This is a genomic window from Sedimentimonas flavescens (assembly GCF_025154035.1).
GTDB lineage: Bacteria > Pseudomonadota > Alphaproteobacteria > Rhodobacterales > Rhodobacteraceae > Rhodobacter > Rhodobacter flavescens.
Genome location: NZ_JAOALJ010000003.1, coordinates 281249 through 301221 on the forward strand (window position 1 = coordinate 281249; position 19973 = coordinate 301221).

At 65.2% G+C, this 19973-nt stretch carries 19 protein-coding genes; 13 read left to right on the plus strand and 6 right to left on the minus strand.

The genetic code is table 11. From position 1 onward, the window contains the following. Window positions 1-110: 110 nt before the first annotated feature. Window positions 111-632, plus strand: a complete 522-nt coding sequence (locus N3C64_RS07945) for a flavin reductase family protein (RefSeq protein ID WP_375546104.1) — start codon at window positions 111-113, stop codon at window positions 630-632. Here N3C64_RS07945 and N3C64_RS07950 read toward each other — a convergent pair. The 4 genes from N3C64_RS07950 to N3C64_RS07965 are packed head-to-tail and all read right to left on the minus strand — an operon-like array spanning window position 629 to window position 4458. After that, window positions 629-1195, minus strand: coding sequence for a PqiC family protein (locus tag N3C64_RS07950; protein WP_260013756.1), 567 nt, complete (start codon window positions 1193-1195; stop codon window positions 629-631). The genes N3C64_RS07945 and N3C64_RS07950 overlap by 4 nt on opposite strands. 13 nt (window positions 1196-1208) lie before the next feature. Further along, complete coding sequence (locus N3C64_RS07955; protein WP_260013759.1) at window positions 1209-3230, minus strand: MlaD family protein; 2022 nt, start codon at window positions 3228-3230, stop codon at window positions 1209-1211. Then, window positions 3227-3838, minus strand: coding sequence for a paraquat-inducible protein A (locus N3C64_RS07960; RefSeq protein WP_375546103.1), 612 nt, complete (start codon window positions 3836-3838; stop codon window positions 3227-3229). Before N3C64_RS07960 ends, N3C64_RS07955 begins: the two co-directional genes overlap by 4 nt. Before the next feature lie 2 nt (window positions 3839-3840). Continuing rightward, entirely contained in the window at window positions 3841-4458 is a 618-nt protein-coding gene (locus tag N3C64_RS07965) for a paraquat-inducible protein A (RefSeq protein WP_218629929.1), read from the minus strand. Window positions 4459-4574: 116 nt separating this feature from the next. Here N3C64_RS07965 and N3C64_RS07970 point away from each other — a divergent pair, with 116 nt between their 5' ends. From N3C64_RS07970 to N3C64_RS07990, 5 genes are all read left to right on the plus strand, one after another. Continuing rightward, window positions 4575-5417, plus strand: a complete 843-nt coding sequence (locus tag N3C64_RS07970) for a flagellar motor protein MotB (RefSeq protein WP_260013897.1) — start codon at window positions 4575-4577, stop codon at window positions 5415-5417. Between the two features lie 100 nt (window positions 5418-5517). Beyond that, on the plus strand, window positions 5518-6849 hold the full coding sequence (locus tag N3C64_RS07975) for a flagellar hook protein FlgE (RefSeq protein WP_260013762.1): 1332 nt from the start codon (window positions 5518-5520) through the stop codon (window positions 6847-6849). A 21-nt stretch (window positions 6850-6870) separates the two neighbouring features. After that, on the plus strand, window positions 6871-8325 hold the full coding sequence (gene flgK, locus N3C64_RS07980; RefSeq protein WP_260013764.1) for a flagellar hook-associated protein FlgK: 1455 nt from the start codon (window positions 6871-6873) through the stop codon (window positions 8323-8325). Between the two features lies 1 nt (window position 8326). Beyond that, window positions 8327-9340 (plus strand): flagellin, encoded by a 1014-nt coding sequence (locus tag N3C64_RS07985; RefSeq protein ID WP_260013765.1) that lies wholly within the window; start codon window positions 8327-8329, stop codon window positions 9338-9340. Beyond that, entirely contained in the window at window positions 9340-10437 is a 1098-nt protein-coding gene (locus tag N3C64_RS07990) for a flagellar basal body P-ring protein FlgI (RefSeq protein ID WP_260013767.1), read from the plus strand. Before N3C64_RS07985 ends, N3C64_RS07990 begins: the two co-directional genes overlap by 1 nt. A gap of 52 nt (window positions 10438-10489) precedes the next feature. Here the strand turns inward: N3C64_RS07990 and N3C64_RS07995 are convergent, their stop codons facing one another. After that, the gene (locus N3C64_RS07995) at window positions 10490-12694 is read right to left on the minus strand and encodes an NADP-dependent isocitrate dehydrogenase (protein ID WP_260013768.1); all 2205 of its coding nucleotides are present in this window, start codon (window positions 12692-12694) and stop codon (window positions 10490-10492) included. A 314-nt stretch (window positions 12695-13008) separates the two neighbouring features. On the opposite strand from N3C64_RS07995, the gene N3C64_RS08000 reads away from it, so the two are divergent. The 7 genes from N3C64_RS08000 (at window position 13009) to arsJ (ending at window position 19344) form a co-directional block, all read left to right on the plus strand. Continuing rightward, window positions 13009-13278, plus strand: coding sequence for a helix-turn-helix domain-containing protein (locus tag N3C64_RS08000; protein WP_218629923.1), 270 nt, complete (start codon window positions 13009-13011; stop codon window positions 13276-13278). Window positions 13279-13341: 63 nt separating this feature from the next. Continuing rightward, window positions 13342-15048 carry a SulP family inorganic anion transporter gene (locus N3C64_RS08005; protein ID WP_260013769.1) on the plus strand — a complete coding sequence of 569 codons (1707 nt, stop codon included), beginning with the start codon at window positions 13342-13344 and terminating at the stop codon, window positions 15046-15048. Between the two features lie 78 nt (window positions 15049-15126). Beyond that, a complete protein-coding gene (locus N3C64_RS08010) occupies window positions 15127-15513 on the plus strand; it encodes a hypothetical protein (protein WP_260013770.1) in 387 nt (128 codons plus the stop codon). Between the two features lie 15 nt (window positions 15514-15528). Next, a complete protein-coding gene (locus tag N3C64_RS08015) occupies window positions 15529-16212 on the plus strand; it encodes a hypothetical protein (protein WP_260013772.1) in 684 nt (227 codons plus the stop codon). Between the two features lie 77 nt (window positions 16213-16289). Continuing rightward, entirely contained in the window at window positions 16290-17114 is an 825-nt protein-coding gene (locus N3C64_RS08020; RefSeq protein ID WP_260013775.1) for an arsenate reductase/protein-tyrosine-phosphatase family protein, read from the plus strand. Beyond that, the gene (locus N3C64_RS08025; protein WP_260013784.1) at window positions 17111-18109 is read left to right on the plus strand and encodes an ArsJ-associated glyceraldehyde-3-phosphate dehydrogenase; all 999 of its coding nucleotides are present in this window, start codon (window positions 17111-17113) and stop codon (window positions 18107-18109) included. The genes N3C64_RS08020 and N3C64_RS08025 overlap by 4 nt, the downstream gene beginning before the upstream one ends. Beyond that, a complete protein-coding gene (gene arsJ / locus N3C64_RS08030; RefSeq protein WP_260013787.1) occupies window positions 18106-19344 on the plus strand; it encodes an organoarsenical effux MFS transporter ArsJ in 1239 nt (412 codons plus the stop codon). Before N3C64_RS08025 ends, arsJ begins: the two co-directional genes overlap by 4 nt. Here the strand turns inward: arsJ and N3C64_RS08035 are convergent. Next, window positions 19341-19889 carry a cupin domain-containing protein gene (locus tag N3C64_RS08035; RefSeq protein ID WP_218629916.1) on the minus strand — a complete coding sequence of 183 codons (549 nt, stop codon included), beginning with the start codon at window positions 19887-19889 and terminating at the stop codon, window positions 19341-19343. The genes arsJ and N3C64_RS08035 overlap by 4 nt on opposite strands. Window positions 19890-19973 lie beyond the last annotated feature (84 nt).

Sequence of the window (19973 nt, forward strand, 5' to 3'; positions counted from 1 at the left end):
CGGGTCTTGATGGCTCTGTGTGCGCCCCAAGGGTTGCCCTTTGCGCGCCAGCACGTATCTGTGGGGGAAAGGGGAGAGCGATGCGGGAAAGCGACGAGATCGAAGCGGCAATGACGCGGGCCGAGAAATCCAGCCTCGGCCATGTGCCCGACCCGGCGCAGCCGCGCCAGCTGCGCGATGCGCTTGGTTGCTTTGCGACCGGGGTGACCGTGATCACCGCCTGCGAAGCGGGATCGACGACGCCAGTGGGGATTACCGTCAACAGCTTCGCCTCGGTCTCGCTCGATCCGGCGCTGGTGCTGTGGTCGGCGGCGCGCTCGTCGTTGCGACATCAGCATTTCTCGGCGGCCCCTGCTTTTGCCATCCATGTGCTGCGGGCCGATCAGGCGCCGCTTGCGGATCGCTTCACCCGCCGCGGCCATGGGTTCGAGGGGCTGGACTTCCTGCGTAACGAGCATGAGGTGCCGCTGCTGGACGGCGCGCTGGCGCGGTTCGAATGCGTGACCGAGGCCACCCATGAAGGCGGCGATCACACCATCATCATCGGCCGCGTCGTCCGTTTTCAGGTGGGCCAGGGCGAGCCGCTGACCTTCTTCCGCGGTGGCTACGGCCGCATCACGGCGCTCGATTAATCGAGCTGCGCGATGCGCCGAGCCAGTTCGGCAACCGCTGCCGACTGCGCCTGCGCAATAGCCGCCGGGCCTCCCTCCGCGACCGGCACGGTCACATCGAAGCTGCGCATCACGTCGCGCCCGCTCGTAATCCCCGCAGGGGTGACGAAATAGACCCCGGTCAGTTGCACGACACCATCGGCCCGCGCAAGGAACTGCTCGACCCGCACCTCGATCCGGCGTTGCGGCCCTTCCGAGAGCGGCCAGGGCTCGGCGATCACCGTCGCGCCCGAGACCGCCGAGATCTGCCGCGCCAGCGCCAGCGTCACCGCGCGCGGCGGGTCGTCGGCCCAGATATTGTCCGGGGTCGAGCGCAGCGCGCCGTCCTCGGTCTGATAGGAGATCTCCTGCCCCGCGGCATATTGCGGTAGCGACACCTCGCGCAGCTCGGCCTGGCCGAGGCGGTTGGGCAGGGTTTTCGCGGCGGGTTGCGGCGCAATCGCATAGCGCGCGGTGGCCGCAGGATCGGAACAGGCGGTCAGCGCAAGGCCGCAGATAAGGCTTAGCAGGAACGGGCGGATCATCTTGTGTCTCCTGTCAGCGGCCCAGAATGAAGGCGCGGGGGTTGCGTTCGATCATGCGCGCGAGCGACCCGAAGGCGGATGTCGCGCGGCGCAATTCGCGCATCGTGTCGAGCACCTCGGCGTTGAAGGCCGACCGCTCGCCATAAGACGCCACCAGACGCTCGGCGGTGGTCACCAGCGATTCCAGCTTCGCGGTCAGCTCGGGCAGGCGTTCGGAGGCGCTTTCGATGGCGGTCGCAGCATCCTGCGCGGCCACGAGCGTGCCGTTGATCTTCTCTGCCGCGCCGCCTTCGCGCAGTTCGGCCAGTAGCGCCGCGGATTCTTCGAGCGTATCCGAGAGCGCGCGCGGCAGGCGTTCGGCATCTTCCGAACCCAGCATGGTGCGGATATCGGCCAGAATGCCGTCGATCTTGTTGCCGATCTCGCCAAGCGGCATCTCGGCCACCGCCTGCGCGGCGGCATCGGTCGACGCCAGCGTCTCGGCCAGCCCCTCGAACTCGCTCATCACGGTCGAGGCGGCCTCGGTCATCCCGTCAAGCGCCGCAATCGCCTTCTCGGAGGCGCCGCCCTGATTCAGGCGCTCCACCAGCGCGCGGAGTTCCTCCAGCAGGCCCGCAAGCTCGCCCGGAACGGCGCGGGTATCCTCGCTCTCGGCGACGGCAGAAATGCTGTCGAGCGACCGGATCGCTGAGGCCATCAGTTCTTCGATAGGCAGGGCTTCGATGCGCTGGAACACCCCTTCGGCTGACGCTGCCAGATCGTTCGTCTTGGCCTCGGCAGTGGGCAGGGTGGGATAGGGCTGAGCCGTCAGGTTGATCACGGCGGGCGGAACATTGGGCACGTCGGTCAGTTCGATCACCAGCGTCGAGCCGAGCAGGCCAACCCCGGCGACACGGGCGCGCAGCCCGGAGTCGACCTCGGTTGCGAGGAATTCGTTGACGATATCGCGCTCGGTTCCGCGCGCCAGGCCGAGGCGTTCGGGCGAAAGCGCGATGACGACCTGTTGCTGGGCATAGCGCGTGCCGGTGCTGTCGGTCAGCACCTTGATCGACAGATCGGTGACCTCGCCCGCCTCGACACCGCGGAATTGCACCTTGGAGCCGCGTTGGAGCCCCTCGATCGCGTCGTCGAACAGCAGCGTGTAGCGCGCGGGTTCCGCCAGATCCGACCCGAAGATCGAGGTTCGCGCGGCCTCTGACGTTCCATAAAGGCGGAAGGGGAAGCCGTTCTGGATGAAGGTGCCGCCGGTGGTGAACGTGTCGAACTCGATCCCGCCCTGCACCAGCGAGGCCAGTGAGCGCATGTCGAGGCTGACCCCCGAGGCGCTGAGCGAGACCGAAATGCCCGAAGTATCCCAGAACCGCGTGTTGGTGGTCAGGCGCCGGTCGTGGGGCGCGTCGATGAAGGCGTCAATGATCACGCCGGAATCGGCGTCGTTCAGGCGCAAGTTCTGGATGCGGCCCACGGTGATACCGCGAAACAGCACAGGCGCGCCTTCGGCCAGCCCGCCGGCATCCTCGGCGCGCAACTCGACCCAGGTGCCCTTCGTCGGGTCAGGCGTCACCGGCGGCTTGTCGAGGCCCTGGAACTCGGTCTGCGGCCCTGCGCTTTCGGCATCCCAGTAGCCTTCGATGAAGGTCCCCGACAGCACCGTGTCGAGCCGCGAGATCCCCTGTGCCGAGACCTGCGGGCGCACCAGCCAGAACCGCGCCTCGCTATCGACGAAATGCGCGACGTCCTTGTTCACCCGCACGCCGATACGGACCGAGCTGAGATCGGGGCTGAAGCCCACGGTCTCGACGCGGCCGACCTCGACCTCACGGAATTTCAGTACGGTCTCGCCGGGGCGCACGCCGGTCGCGTCCGCGAAGTCGATCTCGATCAGCGTGCCGCGGTCGGCATAGGATTGCCAGGCGATACCAAGCGTGATCGCAAGCGCCACCAGCGGCACCAGCCAGATCACGGACAGGCGGGTCCAGATCGGGTTCGGGGCGGGGCTGGTTTCCAGATCTGCGGGGCGGAGTTCGTCGGTCATGGTCCTGTCGTTCTTGCGGGGCCGCGCCAGATCAGGCGGGGATCGAAACTTTGCGCCGAGAGCATGGTCAGGGCAACCGAAAGCGCGAAGGCGGCGGCGGCCGGGCCGGGATGAATCGAGACAACGGCTCCCAATTGCACCAATGCTGACAGGATCGCTACAACGAAAACGTCAACCATCGACCAGCGCCCGATGAATTCGACCACCTCGAACAGGTGCAGGTGCCGGTGCGCGCCCGCGCGGTGCTCGTTCCCGACGGCCAAAGCGAGATAAGCGATGGCGATGAACTTCGACACCGGGATGACGACCGAGGCCACGAACACAACGGCGGCGACGAAATAGCTGTGATGCGTGATCAGCTCGATCACACCGCCGATGATGGTGTTTTGCTGGTTTCCGGCCAGCGTCGAGGTGCGCAGCATCGGGTAGAGGTTAGCGGGGATGTAAAAGATCAGCCCGGCGAACCACCAGGCCCAGACCGCTTGCAGCCCGGCCGTATCCACGCGCTTCAGCGCTGCCCCGCAGCGCCCGCACTCACGGGTCTGCGCAGGCCAGACCTTGCCGCAGCGCGTGCAGCCCACCAGCCCCGCATCGCGCGCGGTTTGCACGGTTACTTCTGCCCGATTGCGTCCCATATCGTCCACTGGCTCAGAAAAGCGTTCTTGAGGGCATTCACGATGATCAGGGCGCAGAAGGCCCAGAAGGCCGGCCCGAGCGAGACCGAAGCCAACCCGCCGATCTTCACCAGCGCAACGCCCGTGCCGATGATGAAGATCTCGGCCATCGCCCAGGGCTCCAGCTCTTCGGCGAGGCGAAAGACGCGGCGGGCGTGGGGCCAGGCGGGGCGGGCGTTGGCCAGCGGCCAGAGCGTGTAGATCAGCGCGCCGAAGCGCACGATCGGCAGGCCCACGATCAGCATCAGCACCGCCAGCGACAGCGGCGCCAGAAGCCCGTCGGAGAAAGCCATGGCGACCTCGAAGACCGAGCTGGCATGAGAAAAGCCCTGCGCCGAGATTTTCAGGAAGGGAAAGAAGACGGCCGCGATCATCAGGATCATCGCGGTAAACGAGAGCGCGATGACATGCAGAAACGACCGCGCGCGTGGCGTGATCAACAGTGTGCCGCAACGGGCGCAGGCGGCGCGCTCGTTCTCCCCCAAATGGCGGGCATGGTGCAGCGCGTCACATTTGGGGCAGGCGATTAACTGGTCAATCGGGGGCTTTTGCATGAAGGGACAATAGTGCTGGCGGTGTGCTTCGCAAAGGGATCGGACGAACTTCGGCGCTTAAGTGCGCATTAATGCCACGATGCTAGACCGGAGGCCGGGTGAAAGCGAGGTGGCATATGGCGGCGCGCGATAACGCGGCTCCGATCATCATCAAGCGCAAGAAGATTGTCGCGGGTGGCGGGCATCATGGCGGGGCCTGGAAAGTGGCCTATGCCGATTTCGTCACGGCGATGATGGCCTTCTTCCTGCTGATGTGGCTGTTGAACGCGACGACCGAGAAACAGCGCAAGGGCATCGCCGATTATTTCAACCCGACGATTCCGATCAACCGGATCTCGGGCGGGGGCGAGGGGGCGTTTGGCGGCGATTCGGTCTTCTCCGAGCAGCAGATTGCGCAGACCGGCACCGGCGCCTCGCAGCATCGCCCCAGCACCGAACGTCAGGCCCGCGGGCAAGAGGGCGCCGAGGTAGCGAAAGACCCCGCGCGCGACGAATTCGACCGCGTCGCACAGAAGATCGAGCAGGCTCTGAGGGGCGTGGGAGGCGAGTCGATGGTCAGCGACCAGCTCGCGCGCCACATCGTCACCCGCGTCACCGACGAGGGGCTGATCGTCGAGTTTTTCGATCTGTCCGACGCGCCGCTCTTTGCCCCCGAAACCGCCGAACCCGAGCCTGTCACGCTTGAAATCGCGGCCATGCTGGCGCGGGTCTTCGGCATTGTTCGAAACGAAGTGGCCCTGAACGGCTATACCCGCGCCTATCCCGAGGTGCTGCGCCATAACCCGATGTGGGATCTGTCTTTGGCGCGGGCGCAGGCGATGCGCGGTCTGCTGGAAGGGGCCGGGTTCGACCGCAAGCGCGTGCAGCGTGTCAGCGGATTCGCCGATCGCAAGCCCTCGACCGGGCTGCCGATGTCGGAGCGCAACAATCGGCTTGAGCTGATCTTGCTGCGCAACTGAGGGATAAAATCCCTTTAATTTGAGTCGTTAGGGCGATGTTAAGGGCGCGTGCGCCACGCTGCGGGGTGATCAAGGGACGCAGCAGCAGAAAGGCGCATTCATGTCCATTTCTTCTTCGCTCAATGCGGGCGTCGCCGGGTTGGCGGCGAACGCGACGCGACTGGCCACCATCTCGGATAACATCGCCAACTCGGCAACCTATGGCTACAAGCGCGCGACATCGGATTTCGAGAGCCTGGTACTGAGCCAGTCGAGCAACGCGGGCGCCTATTCCGCCGGGGGTGTGCGCACGTCGACCGGGCGGTTGATAGACGAACGCGGCGCGCTGGTTTCGACCTCGAACGCGATGGATATCGCGGTTGCGGGCCGTGGCTTTCTGCCGGTGGCGACCTCGGCCTCGCTCAGCAATACCCTGGGCGAGCAGCCCCTGATGATGACCACGACCGGATCATTCCATACCGACAGCGAAGGCGTTCTGCGCACCGCGTCCGGGCTGGTGCTGCTGGGGTGGCCCGCGAATGCCGATGGCAATATCCCGAACATGCCGCGCGATACGGTGACGGGCCTCGTGCCGGTGGTGATCAACGCCAACCAGACGGCGGGGGATCCGACCACCACGATGAACCTTGGCGTCAACCTGCCCGCCACCGCGACCGAGGCCGGCGAGAGCGGCGAGACGCTGCCCCTGACGGTCGAGTATTTCGGCAATCTCGGCAACCCCGAGACGCTGAACATCTCCTTCACGCCGAGCGTGCCGGCCAGCGGCGCGTCGAACGCCTGGACGATGGTGATCCGCGATTCCGCCACGCAGGATGATCCGGCGACGGCAGCGGATGAAAGCATTATCGGCGAATACCAGATGACCTTCGACGAAAGCCGCGGCAATGGCGGCACGCTGGCCTCGGTCAACGTGGTGTCGGGCGGGGCCTACGATCCGGTGACGGGCGCACTCGATCTGACGGTGGGCGGTGGGCCCTTGTCGGTCACGATCGGCAAGATCGGCGATACCAACGGGCTGACGCAGCTGTCGTCTTCTTTCGCGCCCAGTTCGATCACCAAGGATGGCTCGCCGGTGGGGAACCTGACCGCGATCGAGATCGATGAGAAGGGCTATATCAAGGCGACCTATGACACCGGCTTTATCCGCACGGTCTACCAGATCCCGGTGATCGACGTGCCCAACCCGAACGGGCTGAACGCGCTCGACAACCAGACGTTCCAGGTCTCGCCAACCTCGGGCTCGTTCTTCCTGTGGGATGCGGGCGACGGGCCGACTGGGGGGATTCAGGGCTACGCGCGCGAGGGCTCGACCGTCGATGTCGCGGAGGAACTGACCAACCTGATCCAGACGCAACGCGCCTATTCCTCGAACGCCAAGGTCATCCAGACCGTGGATGAGATGTTGCAGGAGACAACGAACATCAAACGCTGAGAATCTGACGGAGACTGAGCCATGGGCATATCCACATCGCTATCGAACGCCTTGTCCGGGCTGAATGCCGCGGCCCGGATGGTGGATGTCGTGGCCTCGAACACGGCCAACGTGCTGACCGAAGGATATGCCCGGCGCGAGTTGTCTTTGTCGGCGCAATCCCTGGGCGGTGTCGGGGCGGGCGTGCAGATCGACGGGGTGGTCCGCGTGGTTAATGAGGGGGTCTTGCAGGATCGCCGTCTGGCCGATGCGGCAGCCAGCAACGCGACAACGCGCGTGGCGTTTCTCGAAAGCGTCGAGCAGATGATCGGCGCGCCGGGGGAGGCAGGCTCGCTTTCGGCGCGCCTTTCGGGGCTAGAGGCGGCCTTTGTCCAGGCCGCCAGCCAACCCGAGAGCGAGGCTCGCCTGGCAACCGTTCTCGATGCCGCGACCAAGGTGGCTGGTCAGATGAATACCATGTCGGCCTCGGTCGGGCAGATGCGGCAAGAGGCCGATGCGCAGATTGCCGAACAGGTCGAGGCGCTGAACCAGGCGCTTTCGCAAATCGACGATCTGAATGCGCAGATCCTCGCGCAGCGCGCGGCGGGCCAGGATGCCACCGCGCTGATGGACCAGCGTCAGGCACTTGTCGATCTGGTGGCCGAGATCGTTCCGATCCGTCAGGTCACGCGCGACAACAATCAGGTTGCGCTGTTCACGACCGGGGGCGCGGTGCTGCTGGAGGATATTCCGGTCCGGGTCGGGTTTTCGGCAACGGGCGCGATCAGCGCTGATATGAGCTATGAGAACGGCGATCTGTCCGGCCTGACGCTGAACGGCATGGCGATCTCGCCCGGCGATGACGGGGTGATGGGCGGCGGCAGGCTGGGTGCACTGTTTGCCGTGCGCGATGAACTTGCCCCGCAGGCGCAATCGCGCATCGACGCGATCGCCCGAGATCTGATCGAGCGTTTCGCCGATCCGGCAACCGACCCGACGCTTGCCTCCGGGGCGGCGGGGTTGTTCACGGATGGATCGGGCAGCTTCGATCCGGCTTTTGAGGCGGGGTTTGCGGGCCGTATCGCCGTCAATGCCGCGGTGGATCCCGCTCGCGGAGGCGATCTGTGGCGGCTGCGCGATGGCATCGGGGCCTCGGCGCCGGGGCCAGTGGGCGCCTCGGGGCAGTTGACGGCGCTGGCCGAGGCGCTTGGGCGTGGGCGGGTTCCGGCATCCGGTGATTTCGGGGCGGCGTCGCGCTCGGCTTCGGGTCTGGCGGCGGAACTGATCTCGCGGGTGTCGTCGGACCGGCTGACCGCGCAAAGCATCGAAAGCTACAGCCTCGCGCAGCAGGAAGCGCTGACCGAACTGTCGCTCGCCGATGGGGTCGATAGTGATTACGAGCTGCAAATGCTGCTGCGGGTCGAGCAGGCCTATGCCGCCAATGCCAAGGTCATCCAGACCGTCGATACGCTGATCCAGCAACTTCTGGGGTTGTGAAATGAACTACGTTTCTGTGGGTGACATGGCCCAAAGCTACCAGCTGCGCCGGCACGGGGCGCAGCTTAAGACCGTCATGACCCAATTGACCGAAGAGGTCATGACCGGTGTGAAACAGGATGCCGCGAAAGCGGTCGCGGGCAATTTCGGCCCGCTTGCCGCGATTGATCGTTCGCTGAGCATGATTGAGGCCTATGATCTGAGCGCGAAGGAGGCTGGGTTGCGGGCCGCAGGGATGCAGAGCGCCCTTGGCCTGATGCAGGAAAGTGCCGCCGATCTCGGAACGGGCCTTCTGGCATGGTCCGGCGCCACGAACCCGCAGCCGGTGCAGGCCGCGCTCGCCGATGCGGCGCAGCGGTTCGAGGCGGTGATTTCCGCCCTCAATACCGAGGTCGCGGGGCGGCATCTGTTCTCGGGTGCGGCCAGTGACACGCGACCCGTTGCCGATACGGGTACGATCCTGACGGCGCTTTCGGCGGAGATTGCCGGACTGACCAGTGCGACGGCGATCAAGACGGCGGTGCTGACCTGGTTTGACGCCCCGCGCGGTGCGGGCGGGTTTCTCGATATCGCCTATGCTGGCAGCGACGCCTCAAGCGGCGCTGTCCAGATCGCCGAGGGCGAGCGGCTTTCGCTTGACTTGACCTTGGCCAGTCCGGGCCTGCGGCAGACCTTGGGCGGTTTCGCTATTGCCGCGCTGGTCGGGCATGGCATGGTTCCGCAAGACGATGATCTGCGCGCGGATCTGGCGCAGGCGGCGGGGGAGCGTCTGCTGTCAGCGGAAAGCGCGCTGGTCTCGTTTCGCGCCGATCTGGGCGTGGCCGAGGCGGCTATCGACGATGCGCGCACGCGCAACAGTGCCGAGAAGTCATCCCTCGAACTGGCCCGCGCCGAGTTGATCGGTGCCGATCCCTATGAAAGCGCGACAGCCTTGCAGGCCGTCGAGACGCAGCTTGAAACGCTCTACACCCTGACCGCGCGCCTTTCGGCGCTGAGCTTAGCGGATTACCTGTGATGCGATTTGCCCTGACCCTGTTGTTCCTGTTGTTGCCCGTGCTGGCCAGCGCCGCGCCGATCCGGATCAAGGATCTGGTCGAGTTCGACGGGGTGCGGGGCAATGATCTCGTGGGCTATGGCCTCGTGGTTGGCTTGAATGGCACCGGGGACGGCATTCGCAACTCGCCCTTCACCGAGGAGATCATGTCGAACATCCTCGAGCGATTGGGCGTGAACGTGACGGGCGAGCAGTTTCGCCCCAAGAACGTGGCCGCCGTTCTGGTCACCGCGACGCTGCCGCCCTTCGCGCGGGCAGGCGGGAGGATCGACGTGTCGGTTTCGGCCATTGGCGATGCGAAAAGCCTGCTTGGCGGGACGCTGGTGATGACGCCGCTGAACGCGGCGGATGGAGAGATCTACGCCGTGGCGCAGGGCGCGATCCTCGCGGGCGGCGCCTCGGCCGAGGGGCAGGGCGCCTCGATTGTGCAGGGTGTGCCGACCTCGGGCGGGATTCCCGGCGGCGCGCGCATCGAGCGTGAAATCGCCTTTGAACTCAACAGCCTGGAGACCATCCGCCTTGCGTTGCGCACCCCCGACTTTACCACCGCCGGACGGATCGAACAGGCCATCAACGCGGAGTTCGGGCGCCGCGTCGCCGTCATGCAGGACTCGGGCACCGTGGCGGTCAGTGTCGGAGGCACGTCGATGCGCTCCGCCGCGCATGTGATCGGGCGGCTGGAGAATATCGCGGTGGAGCCCGAACGGCGCGCGCGCGTAGTCGTCGATCAGCGTTCGGGCACGATTGTCATGGGCGAGGATGTGCGGATCTCGCGCGTCGCGGTCAGCCAGGGAAACCTGACGCTGCGGGTCGAGGAAACGCCCGTCGTTGTGCAGCCCAACCCCTTTGCCGAAGGAAGCACAGTCGTCGTGCCGCGCACTCAGGCCTCGATCGAGGAAAATCCGGGCATTCGCATGGCCGAGGTTCAGTCAACCAGTTCGCTGTCGGATGTGGTCGCGGGGCTGAATGCGCTTGGGGTTAGCCCGCGTGACATGATCGACATCCTGAAATCCATCAACGCCGCAGGCGCGTTGCACGCCGAATTCGTGATGAACTAAAAAGAAACCCGGCCGAAGCCGGGTTCCTGGATCTTGGCGGTGGCCCGAAGGCTTAGCCGATGATCTTGTTGAAGGTCGCCGAGGGGCGCATGACGGTTGCGGTCTTGGCCGCATCGCCATGGTAGTAGCCACCCAGATCGACCGGCTTGCCGCGGCCTGCCTGAAGTTCGGCCACGATGGTGGCTTCGTTCTCGGTCAGGGCCTTGGCAATCGGCGCGAAATGCGCGGCCAGTGCGGCGTCGTCCGACTGTGCGGCCATCGCCTGCGCCCAATACTGAGCGAAGTAGAAATGGCTGTCGCGGTTGTCGGGCTGGCCAACCTTGCGGCCCGGCGACTTGTCGTTGTCGAGGATGCCCTGCGTGGCCACGTCCACCGCATCGCCCAGCACGCGGGCCTTGGCGTTGCCCTTCGCATCGGCGAGGAAGCGGAAGCTTTCGCCAAGTGCGCAGAATTCGCCAAGCGAGTCCCAACGCAGGTGGTTCTCTTCCATCAGCTGCTGGACGTGCTTGGGGGCCGAGCCGCCCGCGCCCGTCTCGAACAGACCGCCGCCCTGCATCAGCTTCACGATCGACAGCATCTTGGCCGAGGTTGCCAGTTCCAGGATCGGGAACAGGTCGGTCAGGTAGTCGCGCAGCACGTTGCCGGTGATGGCGATGGTGTTCTCGCCTTTGGTGATGGTCTCGAGCGAGGCGATGGTGGCTTCGCGCGGGGCCATGATCTCGAACTTGTCGGCCACGCCCTTGGCGGCGAGGATCGGCTTGACGTACTCGATCAGCTGCGCGTCGTGGGCGCGCGCGGCATCGAGCCAGAAGATCGCGCGGTAGCCGGTGGCCTTCTGACGGTCGATGGCCAGGTTGACCCAGTCCTCGATCGGCGCCTTGCGGGCCGAGGCCGAGCGCCAGATGTCGCCCTGCTCAACGGCATGCGAGTGCAGCACGGTGCCATCGTCGAGGATCATCTTGACGGTGCCGTCGGCCGGGATCTCGAAGGTGGTCGGGTGCGAGCCGTATTCCTCGGCCTTTTGCGCCATCAGGCCGATGTTCTGAACGGTGCCGGCGGTGGCCGGGTTCAGCTTGCCATTGGCCTTGAAGAACTCGATCGTCGCGTCATAGACCGGCGCGTAGGAGTTGTCCGGGATCACGCAGACGCAATCGTGTTCCTTGTTGTCCGGGCCCCAGCCCTTGCCGCCGGCGCGGATCAGCGCGGGCATCGAGGCATCGATGATCACGTCCGAGGGCACATGCAGGTTCGTGATGCCCTTGTCCGAGTTCACCATATACATCGGCGGACGGGTCGCGTTGACCGCGTCGATGGCGGCCATGATCTCGGCATTGTCCTTGACGCGGTTGAGCAGGTCGCCCAAGCCCGAGTTCGGATTGACGCCAAGCGCCTTCATCTGCTCGCCGTATTTCTCGAAGACGGGCTTGAGCCAGGCTTTGACCGCATAGCCGAAGATGATCGGGTCCGAGACCTTCATCATCGTTGCTTTCATGTGCAGCGAGAAGAGGACGCCCTCTTGCTTGGTCTTGGCGATCTCTTCGTCAAGGAACGCACCGAGCGCCTTGGCCGACATATAGGTCGCGTCGACCACGGTGCCTTCGGGGTATTTCACGCCGTCCTTCAGGACGGTTTCGCCCGCGGCGGTTTCCAGCACGATCTTGGCCGAGGCGGCTTTCGGCAGGGTCGCCGAAACCTCGTTCGAGAAGAAGTCACCTCCCGACATGGCGGCCACGCGGGTCTTGCTGTCGGCAACCCAGTCACCCATGCGGTGCGGATTGTTCTGGGCGAATTTCTTGACGGCGGCGGCGGCGCGGCGGTCCGAGTTGCCTTCGCGCAGCACCGGGTTCACAGCCGAACCCTTGATCGCGTCGTAGCGGGCGCGGGCATCTTTCTCGGCGTCAGTCGCGGGGGCTTCGGGATAGTCGGGCAGGTCATAGCCCTGCGACTGAAGTTCCTTGATCGCGGCAACCAGCTGCGGGACCGAGGCCGAGATGTTCGGCAGCTTGATCACGTTGGCCTCGGGGGTCTTCACCAGCTCGCCCAGCCAAGCCAGATCGTCCGACTGGCGCTGCGCGTCGGTCAGCTTCTCGGGGAAGGTGGCGATGATGCGGCCCGCCAGCGAGATGTCGCGGGTATCGACCGAAACACCAGCCGCGGCGGCAAAGCTGCGGATGATCGGCAGGAGCGAGGCCGAGGCCAGCTCCGGCGCTTCATCGACCTTGGTATAGATGATGTCGGGGGTTTGGGATTCAGCCATGTGCTCTCAGCCTTTCTGTGACGCCGCGGAAACTAATCGACCGGCTGGGGCTGGCTTGGTTGCAGGCGCCGAGGCGCATTCTGCGAAAAACCAGCTTTGACGGCCAGAATTTGCCCTGTGTGATGGGTGTTTACCCGGTGAATCGCCATTCCTGCAAGGATGTCAGCGCTCACGGGGGTGCGATTTGCCGGTTTTTCCTGAGCGATTTGCGCAAGGCGGTCGCGCGAATGTGCTCATCTGCGCGAAGAATGATGTTTGAAACATGATATTACATGGTATTTACTGAAATAGTTCACTCCTGCACCGGAATAGTGATGATTACTTCTGCTCAGATGCGTGCGGCGCGTGCCCTGCTGGGAATCGACCAGAAAGCCCTGGCCGAGATGGCGGGGGTCTCGGTGCCGACGATTCAGCGGATGGAGGCCAGCGCGGGTAATGTGCGCGGGGTCGTCGATACGCTGATGAAGGTGATCGAGGCCTTCGACCGTGCCGGGATCGAGCTGATCGCCGAGGGCGCGCCAAGCCGTGGCTCGGGCCGGGGGGTGCGTCTGAAGGAGCCTGTCGAAACGAAGAAGACATCATGACCCGCGTCGGATAGCCGGGGCCTGCGCTCCGGGTGTTCGCCGCCTTGCAAGAGGCCGCCGGAGATGACCCGCCAGACCACCAAGCAACCGCCCGTGCCCTTCGCCGAGCTGTTCCTGCCCAAGCTTGTGACCGTCCTGCGCGAGGGCTACGGGATGCGGGACCTGCGGGCCGATGCGCTGGCGGGGCTGACGGTGGCTATCGTCGCGCTGCCCCTGTCGATGGCGATTGCCATCGCCTCTGGCGCCACCCCGGCGCAGGGGCTTTATACAGCGATCATCGGCGGGTTCCTGGTGTCAGCGCTTGGCGGCAGCCGCTTCCAGATTGGCGGCCCCGCCGGGGCCTTCATCGTGCTGGTGGCAAGTACGGTGCAGATGCACGGGATGGACGGGCTGTTTCTGGCGACGATCCTGTCGGGCTTGATCCTAGCCGCCATCGGATTCTTGCAGCTTGGCACCTATATCAAGTTCATCCCCTACCCGGTCACCGTGGGTTTTACCGCAGGCATCGCGGTGATCATCTTTGCCAGCCAGATCAAGGAGTTCCTTGGCCTGACGCTCAGCGTCCCCGAGCCCGGGCCGCTGGCCGAGAAACTGCCCGTGCTCTGGGATGCGCTGCCAACGGCCAATGCGGTCACCATCGCGCTGGCGGGGGCGACTATACTGCTGATCAACGGCCTGAAAAAACTCCGCCCCGGCTGGCCCGGCATGTTGATCGCAGTGGCGCTGACCTCGGTTGTCGCGATGGTGCTTGGGCTCGATACAGCCACGATCGGCTCGAAATTCGGGGGCATCCCGAGCGGCCTGCCGCAACCGCATCTGCCGGAGATCACCCTGGCCAAGCTGCAAGCCGTGCTGCCCAGTGCGATTGCCTTCGCGTTGCTTGGCTCGATCGAGTCGCTGCTCTCCGCGGTCGTTGCCGACGGCATGACCGGGCGGCGGCATCGCTCGAATTGCGAGCTGGTGGCGCAGGGGGTAGCAAACGTGGCCTCGGGGCTCTTCGGAGGGATCTGCGTCACGGGTACGATCGCGCGCACCGCGACAAATGTGCGGGCAGGTGCGCGCAGCCCCATCGCGGGCATGCTGCATGCGGTCTTCCTGCTTCTCTTCATTCTGGTTGCAGCGCCTCTGGCCAGCTACATCCCCCTTGCCAGTCTTGCTGGCGTTCTGGCCATCGTCGCCTGGAACATGGTCGAAAAACACGCCTTCGCCACGCTGCTCCGCGCCTCACGCGGGGATGCGGCGGTGCTGCTGATCACCTTTGGCCTCACCATCTTCCGCGATCTGACAGAGGCTATCGTGGTCGGCTTCGCGCTTGGCTCGGTGCTGTTCATCCACCGCATGTCGAACACGACGGCGGTCGAGACGCACGCGCCCTTCGTCGGCCAGGATCAATCCGACGCCACGCTGCCCGTGCTTGAAGGCCCGGCGGCGAGCGATCGCGGCGTGGTGGTCTATCGCATCTCGGGGGCGTTCTTCTTCGGTGCGGCGGCGTCAATCGGCTCGGTGCTCGACCGGATCGCCGATACGCACCGCGCGCTGATCGTCGATTTCGGCGCGGTGCCGTTTCTGGATTCGACTGCCGCCCATACGATCGAGGGGCTGGCGCATAAGGCCGCGCGGCGCGGCGTGCAGCTTTACCTGACCGGAACCACCCATCAAATCCGCGAGGATCTGTTTCTGCACGGGCTCAAGCCGCCGATGGTGCATTACGCCAACCGCATCGAGGATGCGGTGCGCAAGCTGCATCTCGATGAGCGCGGCACCGGCTGAGGCTGCGTCTATGGGCGCCGTGGCGAGGGTCGTGGGTTTGGCGTAGAATGGCGCGGGACGTGAAAAGGGGGCCGCAGGATGCAGGATGATGATCAGACCCAGGAAAGCCGGGTCCGGGGCACGACTCAAATGCTCATCCGCCTCGCCCTGCGCCGTGCGCAGGCGATGGTGCGGCTGGAACTGGCGATCTGGCGGGTTGAGGCCGAGGACCGCCTGCAGGCCCTGCGCGGAGCAGCGTTTTGGCTGGTGTTGGCGGCGGCGGCGCTGTTTGCTGCGGCGGGGGCGCTACGTGATGCTATGATCGCGGGGCTCGTGGCTTGGGGACTTAGCCCGGCCTATGCGGCGCTGGCGGCTTCGGGCGGGTTCGTTCTGGTGGCACTACTGATGGGGCTGCGCGTGTCGCGCCTGCTGGTCCGGGCGCGCCGCCCGTTCCATCGCCCGCTCAGCCGCCCGGCTGACGAATAACGCGGAGGGGATGCCATGGCCTCGGAGAACCGCATCGAAAAGCTGGAGCGAGAACTGCATGAGCAGCGTCAGGAGCTGACCGAACTGCTGGCAGCCATCGCGGGGCGGGTCGCGCCTGGAGCCTTGGCGGATGAGGCGTTGAAACTGGCGCAGGAAAACGCGGTGCCTCTGGCGCGTCAGGCGGGTTCGACCCTGCGGCGTCATCCGCTGGCTGCGGCGCTGGTCGGGGCGGGGCTTGCGTGGATCCTGCTCGGCCGTCACGAAGCGGCGCCGGGGGCTGAGGAGCCCGAGGACTCGCAGGCAGATACGACCGGGGACGGCTGGGCCGAGCAGATCGACACGCTGCGCCGCGCCGCCTCCGAAGCCCTGCATGCGCTTGAGGCGCAGGCGCTCAGCGGTGCAACTGCTGCCCATGATCTTGCCGATGCGCGCGCCGACATGATGGGCGCCTTCGCGCAGGATCTGCGGGCGCGTTTCGCGGACGGGCTCGAAGGGTTGGGTGAGGATACCCGCGCCAGAGTGATTGCCGCGCGCGAGGCGACCTATGCCGCACGTCTGAAGGCGCAAGACGCCGCAATTCAGGCTGGAACGGATGCGAAGAAGTTCGCGCAGGACCATCCTTTGGTGACGGTTGCGGTTGGTCTTGCTGTTGGTGCGGCAATCGGTGCGGCTGCCCTGCGCCATGGGAGTCGCGACTAACAGATAGAAAAATATAGAAAAGATGCGAAATCATCGAAGATATTGTATAATCTTATTATTTCGAATATCCATGAAATATGGAAAAAAAATCGACGCAAAGGTTATTCGCACTCAGCCATGAAGGCCGGCTCGCGGTCTATCGGCTTTTGATGCGCCGATACCCTGACGAGGTGCGCGCGGGTGAGATATCGGAGGCGCTTGCCATCAAGCCCAGTACGATGTCGGTCTATCTCTCGGCGCTGCTCGATGTCGGGCTGGTCACGCAGCGGCGCGAGGGCACGGCGCTGCTCTACCGCGTTGATTTGGCGGCGGTGCATGGGTTGCTCGGATTTCTGGTCAACGACTGCTGCCGCGGTCGCGCCGATCTTTGCCCGGTCCCGCCCGAGATCAATCGTCTCAAGACCAATGTGCTTTTCGTTTGCACCGGAAACTCGGCCCGCTCGCTGATCGCCGAGCAATTGCTGCGCAGCATCGCGGGGGATCGCTTCAGCGTCTTTTCGGCGGGAACCCGTCCCGCGGGGCGCCCGAACCCGCATGCGCTGGAGGTGCTGCGCGCCGTCGGGCATGAGATCGACACCCTGCGTTCGAAATCGGTCACCGAGTTTCTGGGCGCAAACGCGCCGCAGATGGATATCGTGCTGACGGTCTGCGATCAGGCCGCGAATGAGGATTGTCCGGTCTGGGCCGGTGTGCCGGTCAGTGCGCATTGGGGCCAGCCCGATCCGGTGCGCGCCGAGGGCAGCGGCGCCGAGGTTCGTGCCGTCTTTCAGCAAACTTACGACACTATGGAGCGGCGGATTCGCGCGCTGGCCGCCTTGCCGATCGACGCGCTCGATCGCGCGGGATTGCAAGCGGCGCTCGATCAAATCGGCGCCGAAGAATTCGAGGAGATACCGACATGACCACCTATGCACTCAACGGCCTTGGCCGGATGGGCAAGCTTGCCCTGCGCCCGCTGCTGGAACGCGGCGCCAAGATCGCCTGGATCAACGATGCCGTGGGCGATCCGGCGATGCACGCGCATCTGCTGGAGTTCGACTCGGTCCATGGCCGCTGGCCCGCGGATTTTGCCTCGGATGCCGACAGCATCACCATCGACGGCACCCGCCTGCCGGTTCACAACGCCCGCCGGATCGAGGATCTGCCGCTTGAGGGCGTCGATGTGGTGATCGACTGCACCGGCGTTTTCAAGACCGAGGCCAAGCTTGCCCCCTATTTCGCGGCGGGGGTGAAGAAGGTTGTCGTCTCGGCGCCGGTCAAGGACGGCCCGACCGCCAATATCGTCTTCGGCGTGAACAACCACGACTACGACCCGGCGATCCATTCCATCGTCACGGCGGCGAGTTGCACGACAAACTGCCTCACGCCGGTGGTGAAGGTGCTGCATGAGGGCATCGGCATCCGTCATGGCTCAATCACCACCATCCATGACGTGACCAATACGCAGACCATCGTGGATCGTCCGGCGAAAGACCTGCGCCGCGCGCGCTCGGCGCTGAACTCGCTGATCCCGACCTCGACCGGCAGCGCGACCGCGATCACGCTGATCTACCCCGAGCTGAAGGGCAAGCTGAACGGCCACGCGGTGCGGGTGCCGCTGCTGAATGCCTCGCTGACCGATTGCGTGTTCGAGGTGTCGCGCCCGACGAGCGTTGACGAGGTGAACGCGCTGTTCGCGGCGGCGGCGGCGGGGCCGCTCATGGGCATCCTGGGCTATGAGGAGCGTCCGTTGGTCAGCACTGATTACGTGAACGATCCGCGTTCGAGCATCGTTGATGCGCCTTCGACCATGGTCATCAATGGCACGCAGGTGAAGGTCTATGCCTGGTATGACAACGAATGGGGCTATGCGCATCGGCTGGTCGATGTGGCGCTGATGGTCGGGGCCTCGCTGTGAGCGAGCGTGGCCTTGCCGCCTATATCGCGGTGACGGCGGCCTATTGGGCCTTCATGCTGAGCGACGGCGCGCTGCGGATGCTGGTGCTTCTGCACTTCCACGAGCTTGGCTTTTCGCCGGTGCAGCTGGCCTATCTGTTTGTTTTATATGAGATTGCCGGGGTGGTGACGAACCTCTCGGCGGGCTGGATCGCGGCGCGCTTCGGGCTGACATCGACGCTCTATGCGGGGCTTGGGCTGCAGGTGGCCGCTCTTCTGGCGCTGGCGATGCTAGACCCGGCATGGGGTGTGGGCCTGTCGGTCGTCTATGTGATGGCGGTGCAGGGCGCCTCGGGCGTGGCCAAGGATCTGGCGAAGATGAGCGCCAAATCCGCCGTCAAGTTGCTGGCCCCCAAGGGCGACGGCGGGCTGTTTCGCTGGGTGGCGCTGCTGACCGGATCAAAGAACGCGGTGAAGGGGCTAGGGTTCCTGCTTGGTGCGGCGCTGCTGGCGCTGGCGGGGTTCAAGGCGGCAGTGCTGGGGATGGCCGCCGTGCTGGCAGCGATCCTGATTGCGGTGCTGATGCGGATGCCCTCGGGCCTGCCCGCAGGCCGCAAGGACGCCAAGTTCCGCGAGGTGCTCTCTAACAACCGCAATATCAACTGGCTGAGCTTCGCGCGGCTCTTCCTGTTCGGTGCGCGCGATGTCTGGTTCGTGGTTGGTATTCCGGTCTATTTCGCCGCCGTCATCTCGGATGGCTCGCCCGAGGGGAACCGGGTGGCCTTTTTCACGGTCGGCAGTTTCATGGCGCTGTGGATCATCCTTTACGGCGCAGTACAGGCCGCCGCACCCCGCCTGTTGCGCGCCCGCACCCGCCCCGAGGCCGAGATCATCGCCGAGGCGCGCCATTGGGTCGTGGCGCTTGGATTCGTGCCTTCCGTTCTGGCGGCACTGGTCTGGTGGGCGGGCGCACCCGCACCTTGGCTGACGGTGGCGCTGATCGTCGGGCTTCTGGTGTTCGGCGCGATCTTCGCGGTGAATTCGTCGCTGCATTCCTACCTCATCCTCGCCTTCACGCAGGAGGATCGCGTGACGCTGGACGTGGGCTTTTACTACATGGCCAATGCGGCGGGGCGGCTGGTGGGCACTGTTCTGTCGGGGCTCAGCTACCAGTTCGGCGGGCTGGCGCTGTGCCTTGCGACGGCGGCGGTGATGGTGGCGCTAAGCGCGCTTGGCGCCGCGCGGCTTCGGGCCTAGAAGCTCGGCGGGGTGCAGGCGCTGACGACGTGGCAGGGCTCGTGCCCGACGGCGCGGAAGCGGTGGGGGCGGTCGCTCTCGAACGCATAGGCATCGCCGGGCCCAAGAACCTTGCGCTCACCATCCACGGTGACCTCAAGCCGGCCGGACAGGATGATACCCGCCTCTTCGCCCTGATGGGTCAGCGGCACCCGGCCGGTGTCGGCGCCGGGCTGGTAGACCTCGCGCAGCATTTGCAGCGCCATACCCGCGCGCGGCTCGCCTACCTGCCGATACGAGATTGGCCCCTTGCCGATCTCGATCAGTTCCTCGGCGGCGAAGAAGAAGCGGCGCGGCGCGTCGGGCTCGAAGGCGAAGAACTCGGCCAGGCCGATCGGCAACCCGTCAAGGATGCGCTTGAGCGCGCCCACCGAAGGGTTGATCGAGTTCGACTCGATCAGCGAAATGGTCGAATTCGGCACGCCCACGCGCTTGGCCAGAGCCCGCTGCGACAGGTTGCGCGCCTCGCGCAGCGCCCTCAACCGCCCGCCAATATCCACATCCATGCGCCCGCTCCGTTCAGGGTGTTCAGTATTCACCAATACTGCGCTTCTGGTGCGTGTAAATACAATGCTCTGCGCGAGGTAAGA

Coding starts and splice junctions, on each gene's coding strand:
- N3C64_RS07945 (WP_375546104.1), top strand. CDS start 111: ATGACGCGGGCCGAGAAATCCAGCCTCGGCCATGTGCCCGACCCGGCG.
- N3C64_RS07950 (WP_260013756.1), bottom strand. CDS start 1,195: ATGATCCGCCCGTTCCTGCTAAGCCTTATCTGCGGCCTTGCGCTGACC.
- N3C64_RS07955 (WP_260013759.1), bottom strand. CDS start 3,230: ATGACCGACGAACTCCGCCCCGCAGATCTGGAAACCAGCCCCGCCCCG.
- N3C64_RS07965 (WP_218629929.1), bottom strand. CDS start 4,458: ATGCAAAAGCCCCCGATTGACCAGTTAATCGCCTGCCCCAAATGTGAC.
- N3C64_RS07970 (WP_260013897.1), top strand. CDS start 4,575: ATGGCGGCGCGCGATAACGCGGCTCCGATCATCATCAAGCGCAAGAAG.
- N3C64_RS07975 (WP_260013762.1), top strand. CDS start 5,518: ATGTCCATTTCTTCTTCGCTCAATGCGGGCGTCGCCGGGTTGGCGGCG.
- flgK (WP_260013764.1), top strand. CDS start 6,871: ATGGGCATATCCACATCGCTATCGAACGCCTTGTCCGGGCTGAATGCC.
- N3C64_RS07985 (WP_260013765.1), top strand. CDS start 8,327: ATGAACTACGTTTCTGTGGGTGACATGGCCCAAAGCTACCAGCTGCGC.
- N3C64_RS07990 (WP_260013767.1), top strand. CDS start 9,340: ATGCGATTTGCCCTGACCCTGTTGTTCCTGTTGTTGCCCGTGCTGGCC.
- N3C64_RS07995 (WP_260013768.1), bottom strand. CDS start 12,694: ATGGCTGAATCCCAAACCCCCGACATCATCTATACCAAGGTCGATGAA.
- N3C64_RS08000 (WP_218629923.1), top strand. CDS start 13,009: ATGATTACTTCTGCTCAGATGCGTGCGGCGCGTGCCCTGCTGGGAATC.
- N3C64_RS08005 (WP_260013769.1), top strand. CDS start 13,342: ATGACCCGCCAGACCACCAAGCAACCGCCCGTGCCCTTCGCCGAGCTG.
- N3C64_RS08010 (WP_260013770.1), top strand. CDS start 15,127: ATGCAGGATGATGATCAGACCCAGGAAAGCCGGGTCCGGGGCACGACT.
- N3C64_RS08015 (WP_260013772.1), top strand. CDS start 15,529: ATGGCCTCGGAGAACCGCATCGAAAAGCTGGAGCGAGAACTGCATGAG.
- N3C64_RS08020 (WP_260013775.1), top strand. CDS start 16,290: ATGGAAAAAAAATCGACGCAAAGGTTATTCGCACTCAGCCATGAAGGC.
- N3C64_RS08025 (WP_260013784.1), top strand. CDS start 17,111: ATGACCACCTATGCACTCAACGGCCTTGGCCGGATGGGCAAGCTTGCC.
- N3C64_RS08035 (WP_218629916.1), bottom strand. CDS start 19,889: ATGGATGTGGATATTGGCGGGCGGTTGAGGGCGCTGCGCGAGGCGCGC.